The organism is Alloalcanivorax profundimaris (genome assembly GCF_015265435.1).
GTDB classification, from domain to species: Bacteria; Pseudomonadota; Gammaproteobacteria; order Pseudomonadales; family Alcanivoracaceae; genus Alloalcanivorax; species Alloalcanivorax profundimaris.
In genome coordinates, this window is record NZ_JABJWH010000013.1 from 51,384 (window position 1) to 70,970 (window position 19,587).

Consider the following 19,587-nt stretch of genomic DNA (forward strand, 5'->3'; position numbering starts at 1 on the left):
ACCTGCTTCACGGGTCTGCTAGGCCTTTCTTCCGATCGCCGGAGCAATTGCAACAATATGCGTTTGACCGTCTCCTGGATCCGGGCCCTCGCGCTGCTCGCGCTGGCCGCCGTTACCGGCGCCCTCCTGGTCCTCGCCGCCTGTTACCTCTACCTGGCCCCGCAGCTTCCGGCCGCCGGCGCCATCCGTGAAGTGGAATACCAGATCCCGCTTCGAATCTATACCGAAGACGGCAAACTGCTCGCCGAGTACGGCGAGAAACGCCGCGAGCCGGTCACCTACGAGGACCTGCCGCCGCTGTTCGTGCAGGCGGTGCTGGCCGCCGAGGACGACCGCTTCTTCGAGCACCCCGGGGTCGACCCCAAGGGGCTGCTGCGCGCCGCCCTGGAGCTGCTGCGCTACCAGGAGATCCGCTCCGGCGGCTCCACCATCACCATGCAGGTGGCGCGTAACTTCTTCCTCGACCGGGAGCAGCGCTTCCTGCGCAAGTTCAACGAGATCGTGCTGGCGATCCAGATCGAGCGCATCCTCAGCAAGGAGGAAATCCTCGAGCTGTATCTGAACAAGATCTACCTGGGCCACCGCGCCTACGGCGCCGAAGCCGCCGCCCAGGTTTACTACGGCAAACCCATCGGCGAGCTGTCACTGGCCCAGTGGGCGATGATCGCCGGCCTGCCCAAGGCGCCCTCCGCCTACAACCCGATCACCAATCCGGATCGGGCCCGGGTGCGCCGCAACTGGATCCTGCAGCGCATGGTGGGCACCGGCGCGATCAGCGAGGAACGGATGGAAAGCGCCCGCCAGGCGCCGGTGACCGCCCGCTACCACGCCGCCCGGCCGGAGGTGGAAGGGGCCTATATGGGCGAACTGGCGCGCGTGGCCGCCGAGAAGCTGGTGGACCAGGACATCTATACCGAGGGCGTGCGCATCTTCACCACCCTGGACGCCAAGCGCCAGAACGCCGCCGTCGCCGCTCTGCGCCAGGGCCTGCACGCCTACGACGAACGCCACGGCTACCGGGGCCCGCTGGGCAAGGTGGACATCGACGGCCTGCCGCAACCGGGCTGGCCCGAGCCGGAGGACACCGAGGCGGCGCCGGACCAGGACCAGCCGGAACCGGAACTGGCCGAGGAAACCAAGCCGGACCCGGCGGACACCCTGGACGACGACCGCGCCGCCTGGGTGGACACCTTCCGCGACCAACCCGCCTACGGCCCCCTGCGCACCGCCGTGGTCACCGCCCTGCGCGAGCGCCAGGCGGCGGTGTTGCTGGCCGACGGCAAGCAGGCGGTACTCGACTGGGACGACCTGCGCTGGGCCAAGCCGGCCCTGCGCAAGGGCTATGTGGGCGAGGCGCCGAACCGGGCCGCCGACGTGCTGCAACCGGGCGACATTATTTATGTGCGCCCGGTAGGGGGCGGCGAGGATTCCCACTGGCGCCTGGCGCAACTGCCCAAGGCGCAATCGGCGATCGCCTCCGTGGACCCGGACACCGGCGCGGTGCGCGCCCTGCAGGGCGGCTACAGCTTCTACGCCTCCAAGTTCAACCGGGCGGTTCAGGCACGCCGCCAGGTGGGCTCCGCGTTCAAGCCGTTCGTCTACACCGCCGCCCTGGAAAACGGTTTCACCCCCGCCACCATCATCAATGACGCCCCGGTGGTGTTCGACGACGCCAACCTGGACGAGGCCTGGCGGCCCACCGGCGCCAGCGACCGCTTCTACGGCCCCACCCGGCTGCGCGAAGCGCTGTACCGGTCGCTCAACCTGGTGTCCATCCGCATTCTGCGGCAGATGGGCATCAGCCAGACCATGAACACCCTGGACCGCTTCGGCCTGCCCACCGACCGCTTCCAGCGCGACCTGTCCCTCGCCCTGGGCAGCGCCTCCCTGACGCCGCTGGAGGTGGCCACCGCCTACGCCATCTTCGCCAACGGCGGCTACCGGGTGCGGCCGTTCTTCGTCGAACGCATCGAGGACAAGAACGGCAAGGTGCTGTGGAAGGCCCCGGCGGTGGAGAAGTGCGAGGCGCCCTGCGCCGTGGTGGACGACGCCGGGAGCGTGCCGGAAAGCACCCCGGAGGCCGACGACGAGGGCCGCTTCATCCAGCCGCCGCCGGTGAAGGCGCCCCGGGTGATCGACGAGGACACCATCTGGCTGATGAACTCCCTCCTCCACGACGTGGTGATGCGCGGCACCGGCCGCGACGCCCGCCGCCTGGGCCGCGATGATCTGCACGGCAAGACCGGCACCACCAACGATCAGGTGGACGCCTGGTTCTCCGGCTTCTCGCCGGCCCTGGTGACTACCGTCTGGGTGGGTTTCGACAACCCGGCCACCCTGGGCTGGGGCGAGTACGGCGGCCGCGCCGCCCTGCCGATCTGGATCGACTACATGGGCAAGGCCCTGGACGGCGTGCCGGAACGGCATCCGCCGCAGCCGCCGGGCGTGGTGTCCGTGCGCATCGACCCGGAAAGCGGCCTGCGTGCCCGGCCGGACAACGATGACGCCATCTTCGAGTACTTCCGCGAGGACAACGTGCCGGAGCTGGAAGCCCCGCACAGCAATGATGGGCGCAGCCCGGAGCAGATCTTCTAAACAAGAGCGGCGCCTTTCGGCGCCGCGATGCAGGATTCAGGATACAAGATGAAGGGCCAGGCACCGTGCCATACCCTGTATCCTTCATCCTTCATCCTGCATCGGGCGGCCCCGGGCCGCCCTTTCTCAAAGCTCCGGGAAGATCTCGTCCAGCGAGTTGAGCGGGTAATGGGACGGGTACCCCTTACGGGCAACGCCGGATTCCACCGCCGCCTCGGCCACCGCCGCGGCAACCCGCCCCAGCAGACGCGGGTCATTGGGCTTGGGAATGATGTAGTCCGCGCCGAACTTCAGCTCACCGCCGCCGTAGGCCTCCAGCACTTCCTTGGGCGGCGCCTCGCGCACCAGCTCGGCGATGGCGTGCACGGCGGCGATCTTCATCTCCTCGTTGATGGAGGTGGAGCGCACGTCCAGAGCACCCCGGAACATGTACGGAAAGCACAGCACATTGTTCACCTGGTTCGGGTAGTCCGACCGGCCGGTGGCGATGATGGCGTCGGCGCGGGCCGCCTTGGCCACTTCCGGGCGGATCTCCGGATCCGGGTTGGCCAGCGCGAAGATGATCGGCTTGGGCGCCATCTTCTTGACCATCTCCGAGGTCAGCATGTCCGGCCCGGACACCCCGATGAACACATCCGCGTCTTCCACGGCGTCGTCCAGGGTACGCTTGTCGGTGTCGTTGGCGAGCGCCGCCTTGTACTGGTTGAGATCGTCGCGGCGGCTGTGGATCACGCCCTTGCGGTCCAGCACCAGGATGTTCTCCTTGCGCGCGCCCATCTCGATGAGCAGGCGCACGGAGGCCACGCCCGCGGCGCCGGCGCCCACGCACACCACCTTGATGTCCTCGATGTTCTTGCCCTGGATCTCCAGAGCATTGAGCAGGCCGGCGCCCACCACGATGGCGGTGCCGTGCTGGTCATCGTGGAATACCGGCACGTCGCACTGCTCCTTGAGCACGCGCTCGATCTCGAAGCATTCCGGCGCGCGGATGTCCTCGAGATTGATGCCGCCGAAGGTGCGGTGGATGCGCACAACGGTGTCGATGAACGCCTGCGGGTCCTCGGCTTCCACCTCGATGTCGAACACGTCGATGCCGGCGAACAGCTTGAACAGGATCCCCTTGCCTTCCATCACCGGCTTGGACGCCAGCGCGCCCAGATTGCCAAGACCGAGAATGGCGCTGCCATCACTGATCACCGCCACCAGATTGCCCTTGGAGGTAAACCGGTAAGCCAGCTCCGGCTCGCGGGCGATTTCACGCACCGGCTCCGCCACCCCCGGGCTGTACGCCAGGCTGAGGTCACGGCTGGTCGCCGCCGGCTTGGTCACCTCAACGCTGATCTTCCCCGGACGCGGTTTCGCGTGGTATTCCAGGGCCGCCTTTTTCAGATCCTCGGACATGGGGGTCTCCACAAACACTCAATAACAAAAAATACTCTGCGAAAAGCAAAAAGCACCCTGGCGGGTGCTTTTCACAGGCAAGACGAAACGCGTTTTAGTCTTTACTTGTTCTTGCCTGAGCGCATCATGCCGAAACGCTGCTTGAACTTGTCGATCTGGCCACCGCTTTCGGCCTGCTTCTGCTTGCCGGTGTAGAACGGGTGGCAGGCGGAGCACACATCCACCTCGTAGGTGCCGCTCAGGGTGGAACGCGTTTCGATCACGTTCCCGCAGCTGCAGGTGATGGACACGTCCTGGTAATCGGGATGGATCTCTGTTTTCATAGCTAAGCTCCTTCGGGTGTCGCTACCCGAGCCGATCGTCGGGCACCACACTGGCTTGCGCCGGGCAAAAGTGAAGGCGAATCATAACAGCTTGACACCGATGCGCAAGAGATAACCGGACGCTTCCCGTGCCGTCTCCATCCGTTGTACAGGTCGCCCTGCCGGTGCCCCTGCCCGGCTGCTTCGACTACCGTCTGCCCCCCGGCGCGCCGGCCCCCGCCCGTGGCTGTCGCGTGGAAGTGCCGTTCGGCCGCCGCACCCTGGTGGGCCTGGTCCACGACCACCAACCCAGCGAGCTGAAACAGCTCAAGACCGTCAAGCGCGTGCTCGACGACGAACCGGTCATCGACCCGGCTCTGTATGCCCTGTGCGAACGCGCCGCCCGCTACTACCACCACCCCCTGGGCGAAGTGCTCAACTTCGTGCTGCCGGCGTTGCTGCGCCAGGGTCAGCCGGCCCGCGCCGGCGGCGAGGTGCGCTGGCGCCTCACCGACCGTGGCCACCATGTGGCGCCGGACCGGCTGGCCCGGGCACCGCGCCAGCTTCAGGCCATGGAAATCCTCGCCGAGCACCCGCGCGGGCTCACCCCGGCCATGCTGGAAGCCCTGTCGGTGTCGCGGCCGGCGCTGCAGGCCCTGCGCGACAAGGAATGGGTGGAGCGGGTGGAAGTGGCCGAGACGCCGCCGCCGGAGGTGGACGAGGTGCGCGCCGAACCGGCCCTGCACGCCAACGCCGAGCAGCGCGCCGCCATCGAGGCGATCACCGGCGCCGAGGGCTTTCAACCCTTCCTGCTCGACGGCGTCACCGGCAGCGGCAAGACCGAGGTGTACCTGCAGGCCATGGCGCCGGTGCTGGCCGCCGGCAAGCAGGTGCTGGTGCTGGTGCCGGAAATCGGCCTCACGCCGCAGACCCTGCGCCGCTTCCGGCAGCGTTTCGCGGTGCCGGTGACGGTGCTGCATTCCGGCCTCACCGACCGCGAGCGGCTGGACGCCTGGGTGGCCGCCCGGGAAGGCCACGCGCGCATTCTCATCGGCACCCGCTCGGCGGTGTTCACGCCCCTGGCGCGCCCTGGCCTGATCATCGTCGACGAGGCCCACGACGCCTCCCTGAAACAGCAGGATGGCTTCCGCTATCACGCCCGCGACCTGGCCAGTTGGCGCGCCCAGCAGCTGGCCGTGCCGGTGGTGCACGGCAGCGCCACCCCGGCCCTGGAGACCCTGCAACTGGCCCGCGACGGGCGCTATCACTGGTTGCGCCTGCGCCAGCGGGCCGGCGGCGCCGGCGCGCCGCCGATCGAATTGCTGGACGCCCGCGACGCCACCCCGGACCGGCCGCTGCTGCCCACCGCCCTGAAGGCGATCAGCGAGACCCTGGCCCGTGGCGAGCAGGCCCTGGTATTCCTCAACCGGCGCGGCTTCGCGCCGGTGATCCTGTGCCGCGACTGTGGCTGGCAGGACGAATGCCCACGCTGCGACAGCCTGATGACCTGGCACCGCAGCGAGCACCGGCTGCGCTGCCACCACTGCGGCCACCAGCACCGGGTGCCGCAACGCTGCGGCCAGTGCGGCTCCACCAACCTCACCGACGCCGGCGCCGGCACCGAAAAACTGGAAAGCCTGCTCGCCGAGCACGGCGACGCGCCGGTAGTGCGCATCGACCGCGACACCACCCGCCGCAAGGGCAGCCTGGACGCCAAGCTGGCGCAGATCCAGAAGGGCGAGCCAGCGGTGTTGGTGGGCACCCAAATGCTGGCCAAGGGCCACCATTTTCCGCGCCTCAGCCTGGCGGTGATCATGAACATGGACGCCGGCTTTCTCAGCGCCGACTTCCGCGGGCCGGAGCAGGCCGCCCAACTGCTGCTGCAGGTGGCCGGCCGCAGCGGCCGCCAGGACCGGCCCGGCCGGGTCCTGATGCAGAGCCGTCACGGCGACCATAACCTGGTGCGTCTGGCCGCCGCCGGCGATTACCACGCTCTGGCCGACGCCCTGCTGGCGGAACGCCGGGCCGCCGCGCTGCCGCCCTTCGGTCACCTCGCCCTGTTGCGCTGCGAAGCCATGGCCATGGACCAGGCCCTGGCCTTCCTGGAGGAATGCGCCACCCAATTGCCCGAGGTGGAGGGCGCCCATGTGCTCGGCCCGGTGCCCGCGCCCATGGAAAAACGGGCCGGCCGCTACCGCGCCCAGCTGTTGGTGCAGAGCGCCAACCGCCCGGCCCTGCACGGTTTGCTGGACACCCTCATGCCCCTGGCCCGGTCCCTGCCCTCCGGCCGCCGCTGCCGCTGGCACCTGGACGTGGACCCCATCGATCTGCTCTGACGCTGGCCGCCATCGAAAATACCGATGGAAATAAGTCATATAACTTGACTAAAATACCCGCCTTCCCAAGCGTCCCCGGCGCTTTTCATTCCCGGCCAGGAGAGTTGCATGAGCCAGGTCGACGCCCTGTTCGACCGCTACGGCACCCGTTATCGCATCTGGGTCACCCTCACCGTGATGCTCGGCCTGGTGGCCCTGGGCATGTCCATCACCATCGTCAATGTGGCCATTCCTTATATAAAGGGCGCGTTCGGCATGAGCGACAGCCAGGTGCAATGGCTGTCCACCGGCTTCCTGGCGTCCACCACGGTATCCCTGCTGATGGCGCCCTGGCTGGTGTCGGCGGTGGGCCAGCGCGCCACCTTCATGGGGTTGCTGCTGGTGTTCATCGCCGCCTCCTTCCTGGGCGGCCTGGGCCAGAGCATGAGCATGCTGATCGCCGCGCGGGTGATCCAGGGCGGCATGACCGGCCTGATCCGCCCGGTGGCCATGGAGGCGCTGTTCGCCGCCTACCCGCCCCAGAACCGGGGCATGGCCACCGCCATGTACGGCATGTGCCTGGGGCTGCCACTGACCCTGGCCACGGTGATCGGCGGCTGGCTGGTGGAGCATTTCACCTGGCGCTATGTGTTCTTCATCACCCTGCCGATCTGCGTGGCGGCGGTGGTGATGGGCTATTTCTTCCTGCCGCCCCGTGAGCACAAGGGCCCGCGCCCGCCGTTCGACTGGGCCGGGGTGGTGTTGCTGTTCACCGCCGTGTTCACGGTGCTGGCGGCGCTGTCCAACGGCCAGCGCTGGGGCTGGGACGACCCTTACGTGCCCACCCTGCTGCTCACCGGTTTGCTCTGCGGCGCCACCTTCGTGGCCTGGCAGAAACGCACCGCCCACCCCTTGCTGGATCTGGCGATCTTCGAGAACCGCACCTTCGTGATCGGCACCCTGGCCATGCTGCTGTTCGGCGGCACCTTCTACGGCATCATGTATCTGCTGCCCCAGTTCGTGCAGTCGATCCTGCATTACAGCCCGATCAGCGCCGGCCAGATCTTCCTGCCCTCCACCGCCGTGCTGGCGGTGCTGGTGCCCATGGTGGGCCGGCTCAGCGACCGCTACCCGCCGCACTGGATCACCCTCCCCGGGCTGGCCTGCACCCTGATGGCGGTGTGGCTGATGACGCACATGGACTGGAACACCAGCTTCACCTACCTGGCGGTGGCCATGGCGGTGCTGTCCATCGGCATGGCGGCGTTTCCGCCGCCGACCCTGTCCAAGGCCATCGCCGCCCTGCCACCCCGCCTCACCGGCCACGGCTCCGGGGCCATCAACTTCGCCATGCAGCTGGGCGGCGCCATGGGCACCGCCGCCCTGGTGATCCTGCTGGACCGGCGCACCGCCAGCCATGGCCAGCACCTCAACGCCGGGGTGCACGCCGGCAACGCCCAGGCCCAGCAGCAACTGGGCCAGCTCGCCGAGCTGGCCGGCCGGCTGGGCGTGCCGGACACCCAGCAGGGCGCCATCGCCGGCCATCTGATGGGCCGCGTCGAGGCCATCTGGGCGTCGATCCTGGCCTACCAGGACGGCTTCTGGGTCCTGGTCGCCAGCCTGGTGGTGGTGGCCGTGCCGTCACTGCTGCTCAGCCGCCTGGGGCGCGGCGCGCCGACCCATTGAGTTCATTCACGTGACCGAATCAAGGATTTCACCATGACTTCGTCCTCCTCCGCTTCGCCACGCCGCCCGTCGCGGCGGCTCAAGCTCGCCGCGCTGGCGATCCTGGTGCTGCTGTGCCTGGTGTGGATGGCCTTCGCCATCGCCCACCGGCTTACCCACGTGAGCGCCCAGGACGCCCGCGTCATGGCCAGCCAGGTCACCGTCAGCAGCCGTCTGGACGGCTGGGTCACGGACTTCACCATCACCGAAGGGGACCGGCTGGAAAAAGGCGACACCGTGGCCAACCTGTACAGCGAGCCGGAACAGCGCCACCTGGCCGCCCTGGAGGCGGAAGTGGCCACCATGCAGGCCCGGCTGGATTACGAACGCGCGCGCCAGGAGCTGGGTGAGCAGCAGTTCCAGGGCGGGGTGACCATCACCGGCCAGGAGCTGGATTCCGCCAAGGCCGCCGAGCAAGCCGCCCGCTCCCGCCTGACCAGCGCCCGGGAGGATTACAAACGCACCGAGGCGCTCTACAAGAAAGGCTCCATCTCCAAGCAACGCCGCGACCAGGACTACTACGCCTACCAGACCGCCCGCGCCGAGTATCAGCGCGCCCAGCAGGAAGTGGCGGTGAGCCGCTCCCAGGCTGAAAACGCCCATGTGGGCTTTCTCAACGGCGTGCAGGTACCGCTGCCGCCGCCGGCGGTGATGCGCTCCCGGGTCAAGGTGGCGGAGAACCAGCTGGCCCGCGCCCGGGCGGACCTGGAGGAGGAAAAAGTGCGGGTGCGCGACCTGCGCGTGCCCAGCCCCATCGGCGGCGTGGTCAACAAGACCCTGGTGGATCAGGGCGAGTACGTGAGCGCCGGCCAACCGCTGTTGATGATGCACGACCCGGACGATCTCTGGGTGGAGGCCAACATCAAGGAGACCGACATCGGCGAGCTGCGCCCCGGCCAGCCGGTGGCGATCACCGTGGACGCCTACCCGGATGAGCACTTCGCCGGCGAGGTGCGCATCGTCGGCCGCGCCGCCACCAGCCAGTTCGCGCTGCTGCCCGATCCCAACCCGTCCGGCAACTTCACCAAGATCACCCAGCGCATCCCGGTGCGCATCCGGCTCACCGAGGGCCCCGTGGAGCGCATCGGCCCGGGCATGATGGTGGAGGTGGACATCGACGTGAGCGGCGGCTGAGGGGGCGGAATTCCGCATTCGTTTCACGTACAATCGGCGGCCCAATCCACGGCCCCGGAAGAACATGAAAGACCGTCTTGTCGCCCTGATCGAGCAAGCGCTGGAAAGCCTGACCGCCAACGGCACCCTGCCCGCGGACGCGCGGCGACCGGTGCAGATCGATCGCACCAAGGACAAAAGCCACGGCGATTTCGCCACCAACATCGCCCTGATGCTGGCCAAGCCGGCGGGTCTGAAGCCCCGCGACCTGGCCCAGGCCCTGGTGGACGCCCTGCCCGAGGACAAGGCGGTGGCGAAGGTGGAGATCGCCGGCCCCGGCTTCATCAACTTCTTCCAGGCGGAAAGCTGGCTCACCGACCAGCTTGAGGCCGCCCTCGCCGACCCGCACCTGGCGGTGCCGCGCCCGGCGCGGCACCAGACCGTGGTGATCGACTACTCCTCGCCCAACCTGGCCAAGGAAATGCATGTGGGGCACCTGCGCTCCACCATCATCGGCGACGCCGTGGTGCGTACCCTGGATTTCCTCGGCCACAAGGTGGTGCCGCAGAACCACGTGGGCGACTGGGGCACCCAGTTCGGCATGCTGCTGGCCTACCTGGAAGAAAGGAAGGACGAGGACGGCGACCAGGCGCTCAACCGCGAACTGTCCGACCTGGAAACCTTCTACCGGGCCGCCAAGCAGCGCTTCGACGAGTCCGATCAGTTCGCCGACCGGGCCCGCGCCCTGGTGGTCAAGCTGCAGTCCGGCGACGACTACTGCCTGAAGCTGTGGCGGGAATTCAACCAGGTGTCGCTGAGCCACTGCTTCGCGGTCTACCGCCGCCTGGGCGTGCGCCTGGGCCCGGACGACGTGCGCGGCGAAAGCGCCTACAACGACGACCTGCCCAAGGTGGTGGCCGACCTGGACGCCGCCGGCCTGCTCACCGAGGACCAGGGCGCGCGCTGCGTGTTCCTGGACGAATTCAGAAACAAGGACGGCGACACCCTGCCGGTGATCGTGCAAAAGGCCGGCGGCGGCTATCTCTACGCCACCACCGACCTGGCGGCGGTGCGCTACCGGGCCCGCGGGCTGGGCGGCGACCGCCTGCTGTATTTCGTGGATCAACGCCAGGCCCTGCACTTCCAGCAGATCTTCGCGGTGGCCCGCAAGGCCGGCTTCGTGGACGATCACGTGGCGATGGAGCACCTGGGCTTCGGCACCATGAACGGTCCGGACGGCCGCCCCTTCAAGACCCGCGACGGCGGCACCGTGAAGCTGATCGACCTGCTCGACGAAGCCGAACAGCGCGCCTACGATCTGGTGAAATCCAAGAACGGCGATCTGGGCGAGGACGAGGCCCGCGCCATCGCCCGGGCGGTGGGCATCGGCGCGGTGAAATACGCCGATCTCAGCAAGAACCGCACCAGCGACTACATCTTCGACTTCAACCAGATGCTCAGCTTCGAGGGCAACACCGCCCCCTACCTGCTGTACGCCTATACCCGGGTGGTGAGCGTGTTCCGCAAGGCCGGCCTGGGCCTGGACCAGGTCGGCGACCTGAACGGTGCCTTCCGGCTGGACCAGGACGCGGAACAGGCCCTGGCCGCCCGCCTGGTGCAGTTCGGCGAGGTGGTGGAGCAGGTGGCCGCCAAGGGCCAGCCGCACTTCCTGTGCGCCTATCTGTTCGACCTGGCCGGCCTGTTCTCGGCCTTCTATGAGCATTGCCCGATTCTGGCCGCCGAGGACGAGACGCTGAAAACCAGCCGCCTCAAGCTGGCCGCGCTGACCGCCCGCACCCTGGCCCGAGGCCTGGATCTGCTGGGCCTGGAACCCCTGGAGCGCATGTAATGGCGAAGAACACCCGCCGCGGCGCCAGCCGCGGCCGCAGCGGCAAGCAACCGAACCGCCGTCAGGTTCCCGGCTGGGTGTGGCTGTTCACCGGCGCCGTGGCCGGCCTGTTCGTGGCCTTCCTGGTGCACCTGGCCCATGTCCAGCTGGAACAGGGCGGCGACCGGGGCGGCGCCGACAAGACGCCGGCGCCGGCGGAATCACCGTCGCAGCCGGAGCGGCAAGAGGCCGACGAGGACGACGGCGAACCCAAGTTCGACTTCTACGCGGTGCTGCCCAAGATGGAAGTGATCGTCCCCAAGGGCGACGATGAAGATGGCCCCTCGAAGCCGGTGAAGGAAGCGAGCCCGGCCCCGTCCTCCTCCGGCCAGGAAGACGACGACGCTCCGGTGGCCGGCCGCCACGATCAGCGCTTCGTGCTGCAGGCGGGCAGCTTCCGCAATCAGAAGGACGCCGACCGGCGCCGCGCGGAGCTGATCCTCAAGGGCTACGACGTGCGCATCCAGCCGGTGAAACTGGACAACGGCGACACCTGGCACCGGGTCATGATCGGCCCCTACAACAACATCAACGCCCTGCACCGGGCCCAGGACAAACTCGCCGCCAACGGCGTGGAAACCCTGCCCATCCAGCTCAAGGACTGAGCACCCTTCCGACCCCGACGGCCCGGGCGCTTGAAAAGCGGCGCCCGGGCCCGCACATCCTTGGCAAATCAGGATAAGGAGACTTCCGTGGAGCAATATCACGGCACCACCATCGTTTCCGTCCGGCGCGGCAACAACGTCGTGATCGGCGGCGACGGCCAGGTGAGCCTGGGCAACACCGTCATGAAGGGCAATGCCCGCAAGGTACGGCGCCTGTATCACGGCAAGGTGATCGCCGGGTTCGCCGGCGGCACCGCCGACGCCTTCACCCTGTTCGAGCGCTTCGAGGGCCAGCTGGAGAAACACCAGGGGCACCTGGTACGCGCCGCCGTGGAACTGGCCAAGGACTGGCGCACCGACCGCGCCCTGCGCCGCCTGGAAGCCCTGCTGGCGGTGGCCGACAAGGACAACTCCCTGATCATCACCGGCAACGGCGATGTGGTGGAACCGGAGGAAGGCGGCCTGATCGCCATCGGCTCCGGCGGCCCCTTCGCCCAGGCGGCGGCGTCCGCGCTGCTGCGCAACACCGAGCTGTCGGCCCGGGAAATCGTCGGCCAGAGCCTGAAAATCGCCGGCGACATCTGCATCTACACCAACCAGAATCACACCTTCGAGGAGCTTGAATAGTGGCTTCCCTGACTCCCCGCGAGATCGTCAGCGAACTCAACCGGCACATCGTCGGCCAGGAAGAGGCCAAGAAGGCCGTGGCCCTGGCCCTGCGCAACCGCTGGCGGCGCATGCAATTGCCCGAGGAAATGCGCGCCGAGGTGGCGCCCAAGAACATTCTCATGATCGGCCCCACCGGCGTGGGCAAGACCGAGATCGCCCGGCGCCTGGCCAAGCTGGCGGACGCCCCCTTTCTGAAGATCGAGGCCACCAAGTTCACCGAGGTGGGCTACGTGGGCCGGGACGTGGAATCGATCATCCGCGACCTGGTGGAAGTGGCGGTGAAACTGCTGCGCGAAAAGGAAATGGCGCGCAACCGGGACAAGGCCGAGGACGCCGCCGAGGAACGGGTGCTCGACGCCCTGCTGCCCGCCGCCCGCGGTGAACAGCCCGCCGATTCCAGCACCCGCCAGGTGTTCCGCAAGAAACTCCGCGAAGGCGAACTGGACGATAAGGAAATCGAGGTGGAAGTGAGCAGCTCGCCCCAGGGCGTGGAGATCATGGCGCCGCCGGGCATGGAGGAAATGACCAGCCAGCTGCAGCAGATGTTCTCGCGCATGGGCAACAGCGGCCGCAAGCAGTCCCAGAAACTCAAGGTGCGCGACGCCCTGCGCATTCTGCGCGACGAGGAAGCGGCCCGCTTCGTCAACGAGGACGAGCTCAAGGTGGCGGCGGTGGACCTGGTGGAGAACCACGGCATCGTCTTCATCGACGAGATCGACAAGGTGGCCAAGCGCGCCGAGTCCGGCGGCACCGACGTGTCCCGGGAAGGCGTGCAGCGCGACCTGCTGCCTCTGATCGAGGGCTCCACGGTGAGCACCAAGTACGGCATGGTGCACACCGACCACATCCTGTTCATCGCCTCCGGCGCCTTCCACCTGTCCAAACCCAGCGACCTGATTCCGGAGCTGCAGGGCCGGCTGCCGATCCGCGTGGAACTGGACGCCCTCACCCCGGAGGACTTCGAGCGCATTCTCACCGAGCCGAAATGCTCCCTGGCGGAACAGTACCGGGCGCTGCTGGCCACCGAGGGCCTCAAGCTGGAACTCACCGAGGACTGCATCCGGCGTGTCGCCGAAGTGGCCTGGCAGGTCAACGAGCGCACCGAGAACATCGGCGCGCGCCGCCTGCACACGGTGCTGGAAAAGCTGCTCGAGGAAATCAGCTACGACGCCGACGACCTGGCCACCCAGTACCACGAGAAGCCGCTGGTGATCGATGCCCAGGCGGTGGACCGCTACCTGGGCGAACTGGCCGCCGACGAGGATCTGAGCCGCTACATCCTGTAAGCCCCCCCTGGGCGCGATACAAGGTACAGGATGAAGGATGCAGGGGCGGGCCATGCCCTTCAGCCTGTATCCTGAATCCTGTATCGCGGCCCGCCGGGCCGCTTGCTATCATCCCTCGCCGGAGGGACCCCATGAACGCCGGCGAACACCTGCAAGACTGCCTCGAACGCTTTTTCCAGCTGCGTCAGCACGGCGACGACGCCGTCTTCCTGGCCCGTCTGGCCCGTCTGCGCGCCTTTCAGCGCGAGCGCTTCCTCGCCACCCACCGGGACCTGTTCGACGACCCGCGCCTGCGACCGGGCATCCAGTTCCTGCTCGACGACGTCTACGGCGGCCGCGATTTGCCGCCGGTGGCCCGGGAAATCCGCCGCGCCCTGCCCAAGGCCATGCGCCTGCTCCCGGACCGGGTCATGGTCACCTCCGCCAGCGCCCTGGAGGCGGCCATCCTCACCCAGGAGCTGGACGAGGCCCTTGTCCATGAGCTGGATAACCGCCTGGACGCCACCCCGGAGCTGGCCGACTACACCGCCGCCTACCGCGACGCCGGCGAGGAAGCCTGGCGCCGCCGGCAGCTGGCCCTGGTGGCCGGACTCGGCCATCACGTCGACCGCTATGTGCGCTCCCGCGCCATCCAGACCACCTTCCGGCTGGTGCGCCGCCCGGCCCATGCGGCGGGCTTCACGAACCTGTATGATTTCATGGACCGCAGTTTCCGGGTGATGAAGCCCGTGCCCAGCGTGGGCCGGCTGCTGGAACGGGTGGCGGAACGCGAGGCCGTCATCCTGGACCGGGTCCTGGCCGATCACCCCGCTCCCTTCAAGGACGCCCGATGACCGATACCAACGACGACAAGGTGACCCACTTCGGCTACCAGCAGGTGCCGTGGCAGGAAAAACAGCAAAAGGTGGCCGGCGTGTTCCGGTCGGTGGCCGCCAAGTACGATGTCATGAACGACCTGATCTCCATGGGCAGCCACCGGGTGCTCAAGCGCATGACCATCGAACTGGCCGGCGTGCGCCCCGGCCAGCGGGTGCTGGACCTGGCCGGCGGCACCGGCGACCTGGCGATCAAATTCTCGCGGCTGGTGGGCGACACCGGTGAGGTGGTGCTGGCGGACATCAACGACGCCATGCTGTCGGTGGGCCGCGACCGTCTGTTCGACGCCGGCTGCGGCCACAATACCCGGGTCGCCCAGGTCAACGGCGAGTGCCTGCCGTTCGCCGACAACAGCTTCGACTGCGTGACCATCGCCTTCGGCCTGCGCAACATCACCGACAAGGACGCCGCCCTGCGCTCCATGCTGCGCGTGCTCAAGCCCGGCGGCCGCCTGCTGATCCTGGAATTCTCGCACCCGGTGCACAAGCCGCTGTCCAAGCTCTACGACCTGTATTCCTTCGCGGTCTGGCCGCGCCTGGGCAAGCTGGTGGTCAACGACTCGGAAAGCTACCGCTACCTGGCGGAATCGATCCGCATGCACCCGGACCAGGACACCCTCAAGGGCATGATGGACCAGGCCGGCTACGCCCGCGCCGAATACTTCAACATGCTCGGCGGCATCGTCGCCCTGCACCGGGGTTTCAAGGTCTGATGCGCGAACCGGGTCTGCTCTCCACCACCGCCACGGCCACCGCCGAACGGGCCATCAACGCCGCCCTGCGCGGCGACCCGGCCAGCGCCGCCCGGCTCAACCGTCACGCCGGACGGCTGCTGGCGGTGCGCCTCACCCTGCCCAGCACCGCCCTGTACGCGCTGATCGTGGAAGACGGCGTGGAGCTATACCTGCGCAGCGAGGCGGACCCGGACGTCACCGTCACCGGCAACCCGGTGGATCTGGCCGCCCTGGTCCTGGACTGGCGCCGCCAGCCCGGCGTAATCGGCGGCCCGGTGCGCGTGGAAGGCAACCGCGAGCTGCTGCAGGATCTGCGCGAGCTGGCCACCGATCTGCGCCTGGACTGGGGCGCCCTGCTGGAGCCGCTGATCGGCGGCGAACTGGCCCAGCAGGTGGATCTGGGCGCGCGCCGCCTGTTCGGCTGGGCCCGCGACACCCTGAACCGGCTCGGCGACCAGGTCGGCGACTACCTGGGCAGCGAAGCCGGCCTGCTGGCCCTGCGCCGGGATCTGTACGAGTTCTACCAGGACGTGGACGAACTGCGCGGCGACGTGGACCGTCTGCAAGCCCGCGTGCAACACCTGAAAAACCGGAGTCCAGGCCGCTGATGCCCCCCGTCGCCCGTCTCTTCGTGGTGGTCCACGTGGCCTGCCGCTATCGTCTGTTTTCCCTGTTGCCGCGCCACCCGGCACGGCCCCTGCTGCTGTTTTTCCAGTATCTGATGCCTGCCAGCTGGCTGGGCACCGGCGGTCTCAGCGAGGGCGACCGTGTGCGCCTGGCCCTGGAACGGCTGGGCCCGATCTTCATCAAGTTCGGCCAGCTCATGGCCACCCGCCGGGACATGCTGCCGCCGGAGTGGACCGAGGCCCTGGCCCGGCTGCAGGACGACGTCACCCCCTTTCAAGGCGCCGACGCCCGCGCCCTGGTGGAGGCCGCCCTGCCCCGCCCCCTGGACCAGGTGTTCGCCGACTTCGACGACGTGCCCCTGGCCGCCGCCTCGGTGGCCCAGGTGCACCCGGCCACCCTGCCCGACGGCGGCGAGGTGGTGGTCAAGGTGCTGCGCCCGGGCATCGAGGAACGGGTGGAACGGGACCTGAAGGTGATGGATTTCGGAGCCCGGGTTCTGGAGCGCCTGTGGGCGGACGCCCGCTTCTTCCACCCGGTGCGGGTGGTGCGCGACTACCAGCACGTGATCCGCGCCGAGCTGGACCTGGAGCGCGAGGCCCGCAACAGCGAAACCATGCGCCGGCATTTCCTGTTCAGCCCGCTGCTGCACATCCCCGCCGTGCACCTGGAACTGTCCTCGCGCCGGGTGATGGTGTCCGAACGCATCCACGGCATTCCGGTGAACGACATCGAGCGCATCCGCGCCGCTGGCATCAACCCGCGCCAGCTGGCGGAGCGCGGCGTGGAGATCTTCTTCACCCAGGTGTTCCGGCACAACTTCTTCCACGCCGACATGCACCCGGGCAACATCTTCGTCAATCCGGAGCACCCGGAATCGCCCCAGTACATGGCGGTGGACTGCGCCATCGCCGGACGCCTGTCCAAGCAGGACCTGAACGTGCTCGGCCGCATGGTGCTGGCAGTGATGCGCGAGGACTACCCGGCCCTGGTGGACCTGGTGATCCGCGCCGGCTGGGCCCGTGGCCCGGTGGACCGGCACCGCTTCGAGCAGGCGGTCACCGAGCTGATCGAGCCGGTGCGCGGCGCCTCCCTGGAATCCCTGGAGTTCGCGCCGCTGATCCTCAAGCTGTTCGATCTGGCCCGGGACTACCACATCGAGGCGCCGGTGCAGTACATCCTGCTGATGAAGACCCTGGTGCACATCGAGGGCCTGGGCCGCAGCATCTACCCGCAGCTGGACATCTGGACCACCGGACGGCCGCTGCTGGAGCGCTGGATGATGGAGGAGTACGGCCCCACCGCCACCGCCCGCAAACTGCGCAACCGGCTGCCGGAGTGGACCGCCCAGCTGCCGGAGATGCCGGATCTGCTGCGTGACGCCCTGGAGAACCTGCGCCACCAGCCCCAGCAGCAGCGCGAAACCGCGCAGCGCTTCGAGGACGGCCTGCGCCGCCACCGCCACACCCTGCTGGGCGGCCTGGGCGGCCTGGCGCTGGTAGGCCTGGCCGCCGGCGACGCCCTGTTCGCCGGCGGCACAAGCGCCCCGGCCCTGGCCGTGGCCGGCGCCGTGCTGCTGATCTGGGCCTGGCGCCGCTGAGCGTTCACATTGCTGGGGTATAGTCGGCGCCGGTGCTAAACTGGCACGATCCTTGGAACCCGAACCGTCGAGAAACCGCTCGCATGTCCGACATCCTCAACCAGCTTCATGAGGTCCTGGAGTCCCGCAAGGGCGCCGACCCGGATTCGTCCTACGTGGCCAGTCTGTACGGCAAGGGGCTCAACAAGATTCTCGAGAAGGTGGGCGAGGAAGCGGTGGAAACCCTGCTCGCCGCCCGCGACACCGAAGCCGGCGGCGACCCGGAGGCCCTGATCGGCGAAACCGCCGATCTGTGGTTCCATTCCATGGTCATGCTGGCCCATCTGGGGCTCGGTCCCGACCAGGTCCTGGCCAGGCTGGAACAGCGTTTCGGCCTGTCCGGCCACGACGAAAAAGCCGCGCGGAAGGCGCGAGGAGAGTAACCATGTTTTCCGGTATCAGTATCTGGCAATTGATCATCATCCTGGCCATCGTGGTGCTGTTGTTCGGCACCAAGAAACTGCGCAATATCGGCAGCGACCTGGGCGGCGCCGTGAAAGGCTTCAAGGACTCGGTGAAGGACGGCGAGCAGGAGCAGGACCAGAAGCGCCTGGCCGACGACGACCAGGACCAGGACAAGGACGCCACCCGGCAGGAGCGGGAAAAGCACAAGGACCAGGCTTGACCCGGCCAGGTTTGACAGGGAGAGCCCCGGCCCATGTTTGATATCGGCTTTTCCGAACTGACGCTGATCTTCGTCATCGGCCTGGTGGTGCTGGGCCCGGAACGCCTGCCCAAGGCGGCCCGCACGGTGGGCTACTGGATGGGCCGGGCGCGCTCCACCTTCAACCACCTGCGCGGCGAACTGGAGCGCGAGGCGCTCAACCAGGACATGCGCGAGCGCATGGAAAAGCAGATGCGCGAGATGGGCCTGGACGAGGACAGCATCCGCGAGGCCCGCGACAACCTGCTCTCCGAGCAGGACATCGCCCGCGCCCGCCGCCGTCCCCAGACCCTGGAGCACGATACCGACGCGCCCGGCGACGCCGCCGACACCCCGCCCCGCCACGACGCCCCGGAGTCCGAGAAGAAAGCCGATGAGTGAGGAATACGGGGACGACGCCCCGCAAACCCTGATCTCCCACCTGCTGGAATTGCGCGACCGCCTGCTCAAGGCGGTGATCGCCGTGCTGGTGGTGTTTCTCTGCCTGTTCTACTTTTCCCGCGAGCTCTACACCCTGGTGGCGCGCCCGCTGATGGACGCCATGCCGGTGGGCACGCAGATGATCGCCACCGGCGTCGCCTCGCCCTTTCTGGCACCGTTCAAGCTGACCCTGTATCTGAGCATTTTCGCGGCGATGCCGTTCATTCTGCACCAGGCCTGGGCATTCGTTGCTCCGGGGCTGTACAAGCACGAGAAGCGCCTGGCGGTGCCGCTGCTGGCCAGCAGCGTGCTGCTGTTCTACGCCGGCGCCGCCTTCGCCTACTTCGTGGTGTTCCCGCTGATGTTCCAGTTCTTCACCACGGTGGCGCCGGAAGGGGTAGCCGTGACCACGGACATCAGCAGCTATCTGGATTTCGTGCTGGCCCTGTTCCTGGCCTTCGGGGTGGCCTTCGAGCTGCCCATCGCCATCGTGCTGCTGGTGGCCACCGGCATCACCACGGTGGAGAAGCTGTCCGCCTCCCGCGCCTATGTGGTCGTGGGCTGCTTCGTGATCGGCATGCTGCTGACGCCGCCGGACATCGTCAGCCAGACTCTGCTGGCGGTGCCCATGTGGCTATTGTTCGAAATCGGCCTGATCTTCGGCCGCCTGGTGCGCCGCCAGCAGGTGGAGCGTCAGGAGCAGGAGGACGCCGGGGACCAGGACTGAGCCGC

At 68.0% G+C, this 19,587-nt stretch carries 18 protein-coding genes; 16 read left to right on the top strand and 2 right to left on the bottom strand.

The window, feature by feature from the left end; all coding sequences use genetic code 11:
- Window positions 1-57 precede the first annotated feature (57 nt).
- Window positions 58-2,595: a penicillin-binding protein 1A gene (locus tag HMJ39_RS08560; RefSeq protein ID WP_194296984.1), complete on the top strand. Its 2,538-nt coding sequence runs from the start codon at window positions 58-60 to the stop codon at window positions 2,593-2,595.
- Window positions 2,596-2,721: 126 nt separating this feature from the next.
- Here HMJ39_RS08560 and HMJ39_RS08565 read toward each other — a convergent pair whose 3' ends face one another.
- Window positions 2,722-3,996 carry a malic enzyme-like NAD(P)-binding protein gene (locus tag HMJ39_RS08565; RefSeq protein ID WP_194296985.1) on the bottom strand — a complete coding sequence of 425 codons (1,275 nt, stop codon included), beginning with the start codon at window positions 3,994-3,996 and terminating at the stop codon, window positions 2,722-2,724.
- 101 nt (window positions 3,997-4,097) lie between these two features.
- Window positions 4,098-4,319 carry a 50S ribosomal protein L31 gene (rpmE, locus tag HMJ39_RS08570; protein ID WP_161384261.1) on the bottom strand — a complete coding sequence of 74 codons (222 nt, stop codon included), beginning with the start codon at window positions 4,317-4,319 and terminating at the stop codon, window positions 4,098-4,100.
- Window positions 4,320-4,447: 128 nt separating this feature from the next.
- Between rpmE and HMJ39_RS08575 the strand changes: the two genes are divergently transcribed.
- The 15 genes from HMJ39_RS08575 to tatC all read left to right on the top strand — a co-directional run bounded on the left by HMJ39_RS08575 (window position 4,448) and on the right by tatC (window position 19,582).
- Entirely contained in the window at window positions 4,448-6,634 is a 2,187-nt protein-coding gene (locus tag HMJ39_RS08575; RefSeq protein WP_194296986.1) for a primosomal protein N', read from the top strand.
- 108 nt (window positions 6,635-6,742) lie between these two features.
- Entirely contained in the window at window positions 6,743-8,299 is a 1,557-nt protein-coding gene (locus HMJ39_RS08580; RefSeq protein ID WP_161384263.1) for a DHA2 family efflux MFS transporter permease subunit, read from the top strand.
- 33 nt (window positions 8,300-8,332) lie between these two features.
- The gene (locus tag HMJ39_RS08585) at window positions 8,333-9,472 is read left to right on the top strand and encodes an HlyD family secretion protein (protein ID WP_194296987.1); all 1,140 of its coding nucleotides are present in this window, start codon (window positions 8,333-8,335) and stop codon (window positions 9,470-9,472) included.
- Between the two features lie 64 nt (window positions 9,473-9,536).
- Window positions 9,537-11,300 carry an arginine--tRNA ligase gene (argS, locus tag HMJ39_RS08590; protein WP_194296988.1) on the top strand — a complete coding sequence of 588 codons (1,764 nt, stop codon included), beginning with the start codon at window positions 9,537-9,539 and terminating at the stop codon, window positions 11,298-11,300.
- Window positions 11,300-11,944, top strand: coding sequence for an SPOR domain-containing protein (locus HMJ39_RS08595; protein ID WP_194296989.1), 645 nt, complete (start codon window positions 11,300-11,302; stop codon window positions 11,942-11,944). Before argS ends, HMJ39_RS08595 begins: the two co-directional genes overlap by 1 nt.
- Window positions 11,945-12,031: 87 nt before the next feature.
- Entirely contained in the window at window positions 12,032-12,571 is a 540-nt protein-coding gene (gene hslV, locus HMJ39_RS08600; RefSeq protein ID WP_161384267.1) for an ATP-dependent protease subunit HslV, read from the top strand.
- Window positions 12,571-13,899, top strand: coding sequence for an ATP-dependent protease ATPase subunit HslU (gene hslU, locus HMJ39_RS08605; RefSeq protein ID WP_161384268.1), 1,329 nt, complete (start codon window positions 12,571-12,573; stop codon window positions 13,897-13,899). The genes hslV and hslU overlap by 1 nt, the downstream gene beginning before the upstream one ends.
- A 131-nt stretch (window positions 13,900-14,030) precedes the next feature.
- Entirely contained in the window at window positions 14,031-14,732 is a 702-nt protein-coding gene (locus HMJ39_RS08610; RefSeq protein WP_161384269.1) for an FFLEELY motif protein, read from the top strand.
- Entirely contained in the window at window positions 14,729-15,487 is a 759-nt protein-coding gene (ubiE, locus tag HMJ39_RS08615; RefSeq protein ID WP_161384270.1) for a bifunctional demethylmenaquinone methyltransferase/2-methoxy-6-polyprenyl-1,4-benzoquinol methylase UbiE, read from the top strand. Before HMJ39_RS08610 ends, ubiE begins: the two co-directional genes overlap by 4 nt.
- On the top strand, window positions 15,487-16,116 hold the full coding sequence (locus HMJ39_RS08620) for a ubiquinone biosynthesis accessory factor UbiJ (protein WP_161384271.1): 630 nt from the start codon (window positions 15,487-15,489) through the stop codon (window positions 16,114-16,116). The genes ubiE and HMJ39_RS08620 overlap by 1 nt, the downstream gene beginning before the upstream one ends.
- Window positions 16,116-17,732 (top strand): AarF/UbiB family protein, encoded by a 1,617-nt coding sequence (locus HMJ39_RS08625; protein WP_194296990.1) that lies wholly within the window; start codon window positions 16,116-16,118, stop codon window positions 17,730-17,732. Before HMJ39_RS08620 ends, HMJ39_RS08625 begins: the two co-directional genes overlap by 1 nt.
- A gap of 83 nt (window positions 17,733-17,815) precedes the next feature.
- Window positions 17,816-18,154 carry a phosphoribosyl-ATP diphosphatase gene (locus HMJ39_RS08630; protein ID WP_161384273.1) on the top strand — a complete coding sequence of 113 codons (339 nt, stop codon included), beginning with the start codon at window positions 17,816-17,818 and terminating at the stop codon, window positions 18,152-18,154.
- A gap of 2 nt (window positions 18,155-18,156) precedes the next feature.
- Window positions 18,157-18,396, top strand: coding sequence for a Sec-independent protein translocase subunit TatA (gene tatA / locus HMJ39_RS08635; protein WP_161384274.1), 240 nt, complete (start codon window positions 18,157-18,159; stop codon window positions 18,394-18,396).
- 33 nt (window positions 18,397-18,429) lie between these two features.
- On the top strand, window positions 18,430-18,816 hold the full coding sequence (gene tatB, locus HMJ39_RS08640) for a Sec-independent protein translocase protein TatB (RefSeq protein WP_161384275.1): 387 nt from the start codon (window positions 18,430-18,432) through the stop codon (window positions 18,814-18,816).
- The gene (gene tatC / locus HMJ39_RS08645; protein ID WP_161384276.1) at window positions 18,809-19,582 is read left to right on the top strand and encodes a twin-arginine translocase subunit TatC; all 774 of its coding nucleotides are present in this window, start codon (window positions 18,809-18,811) and stop codon (window positions 19,580-19,582) included. Before tatB ends, tatC begins: the two co-directional genes overlap by 8 nt.
- The last annotated feature ends 5 nt before the right edge of the window (window positions 19,583-19,587 follow it).

Bases quoted from the DNA above. Each gene is read 5' to 3' on its own strand.
- HMJ39_RS08610 (WP_161384269.1), top strand. From the start codon at position 14,031: ATGAACGCCGGCGAACACCTGCAAGACTGCCTCGAACGCTTTTTCCAG.
- argS (WP_194296988.1), top strand. From the start codon at position 9,537: ATGAAAGACCGTCTTGTCGCCCTGATCGAGCAAGCGCTGGAAAGCCTG.
- HMJ39_RS08585 (WP_194296987.1), top strand. From the start codon at position 8,333: ATGACTTCGTCCTCCTCCGCTTCGCCACGCCGCCCGTCGCGGCGGCTC.
- HMJ39_RS08580 (WP_161384263.1), top strand. From the start codon at position 6,743: ATGAGCCAGGTCGACGCCCTGTTCGACCGCTACGGCACCCGTTATCGC.
- rpmE (WP_161384261.1), bottom strand. From the start codon at position 4,319: ATGAAAACAGAGATCCATCCCGATTACCAGGACGTGTCCATCACCTGC.
- HMJ39_RS08630 (WP_161384273.1), top strand. From the start codon at position 17,816: ATGTCCGACATCCTCAACCAGCTTCATGAGGTCCTGGAGTCCCGCAAG.
- HMJ39_RS08620 (WP_161384271.1), top strand. From the start codon at position 15,487: ATGCGCGAACCGGGTCTGCTCTCCACCACCGCCACGGCCACCGCCGAA.
- tatA (WP_161384274.1), top strand. From the start codon at position 18,157: ATGTTTTCCGGTATCAGTATCTGGCAATTGATCATCATCCTGGCCATC.
- tatC (WP_161384276.1), top strand. From the start codon at position 18,809: ATGAGTGAGGAATACGGGGACGACGCCCCGCAAACCCTGATCTCCCAC.
- HMJ39_RS08625 (WP_194296990.1), top strand. From the start codon at position 16,116: ATGCCCCCCGTCGCCCGTCTCTTCGTGGTGGTCCACGTGGCCTGCCGC.
- ubiE (WP_161384270.1), top strand. From the start codon at position 14,729: ATGACCGATACCAACGACGACAAGGTGACCCACTTCGGCTACCAGCAG.
- HMJ39_RS08595 (WP_194296989.1), top strand. From the start codon at position 11,300: ATGGCGAAGAACACCCGCCGCGGCGCCAGCCGCGGCCGCAGCGGCAAG.
- tatB (WP_161384275.1), top strand. From the start codon at position 18,430: ATGTTTGATATCGGCTTTTCCGAACTGACGCTGATCTTCGTCATCGGC.
- HMJ39_RS08565 (WP_194296985.1), bottom strand. From the start codon at position 3,996: ATGTCCGAGGATCTGAAAAAGGCGGCCCTGGAATACCACGCGAAACCG.
- HMJ39_RS08560 (WP_194296984.1), top strand. From the start codon at position 58: ATGCGTTTGACCGTCTCCTGGATCCGGGCCCTCGCGCTGCTCGCGCTG.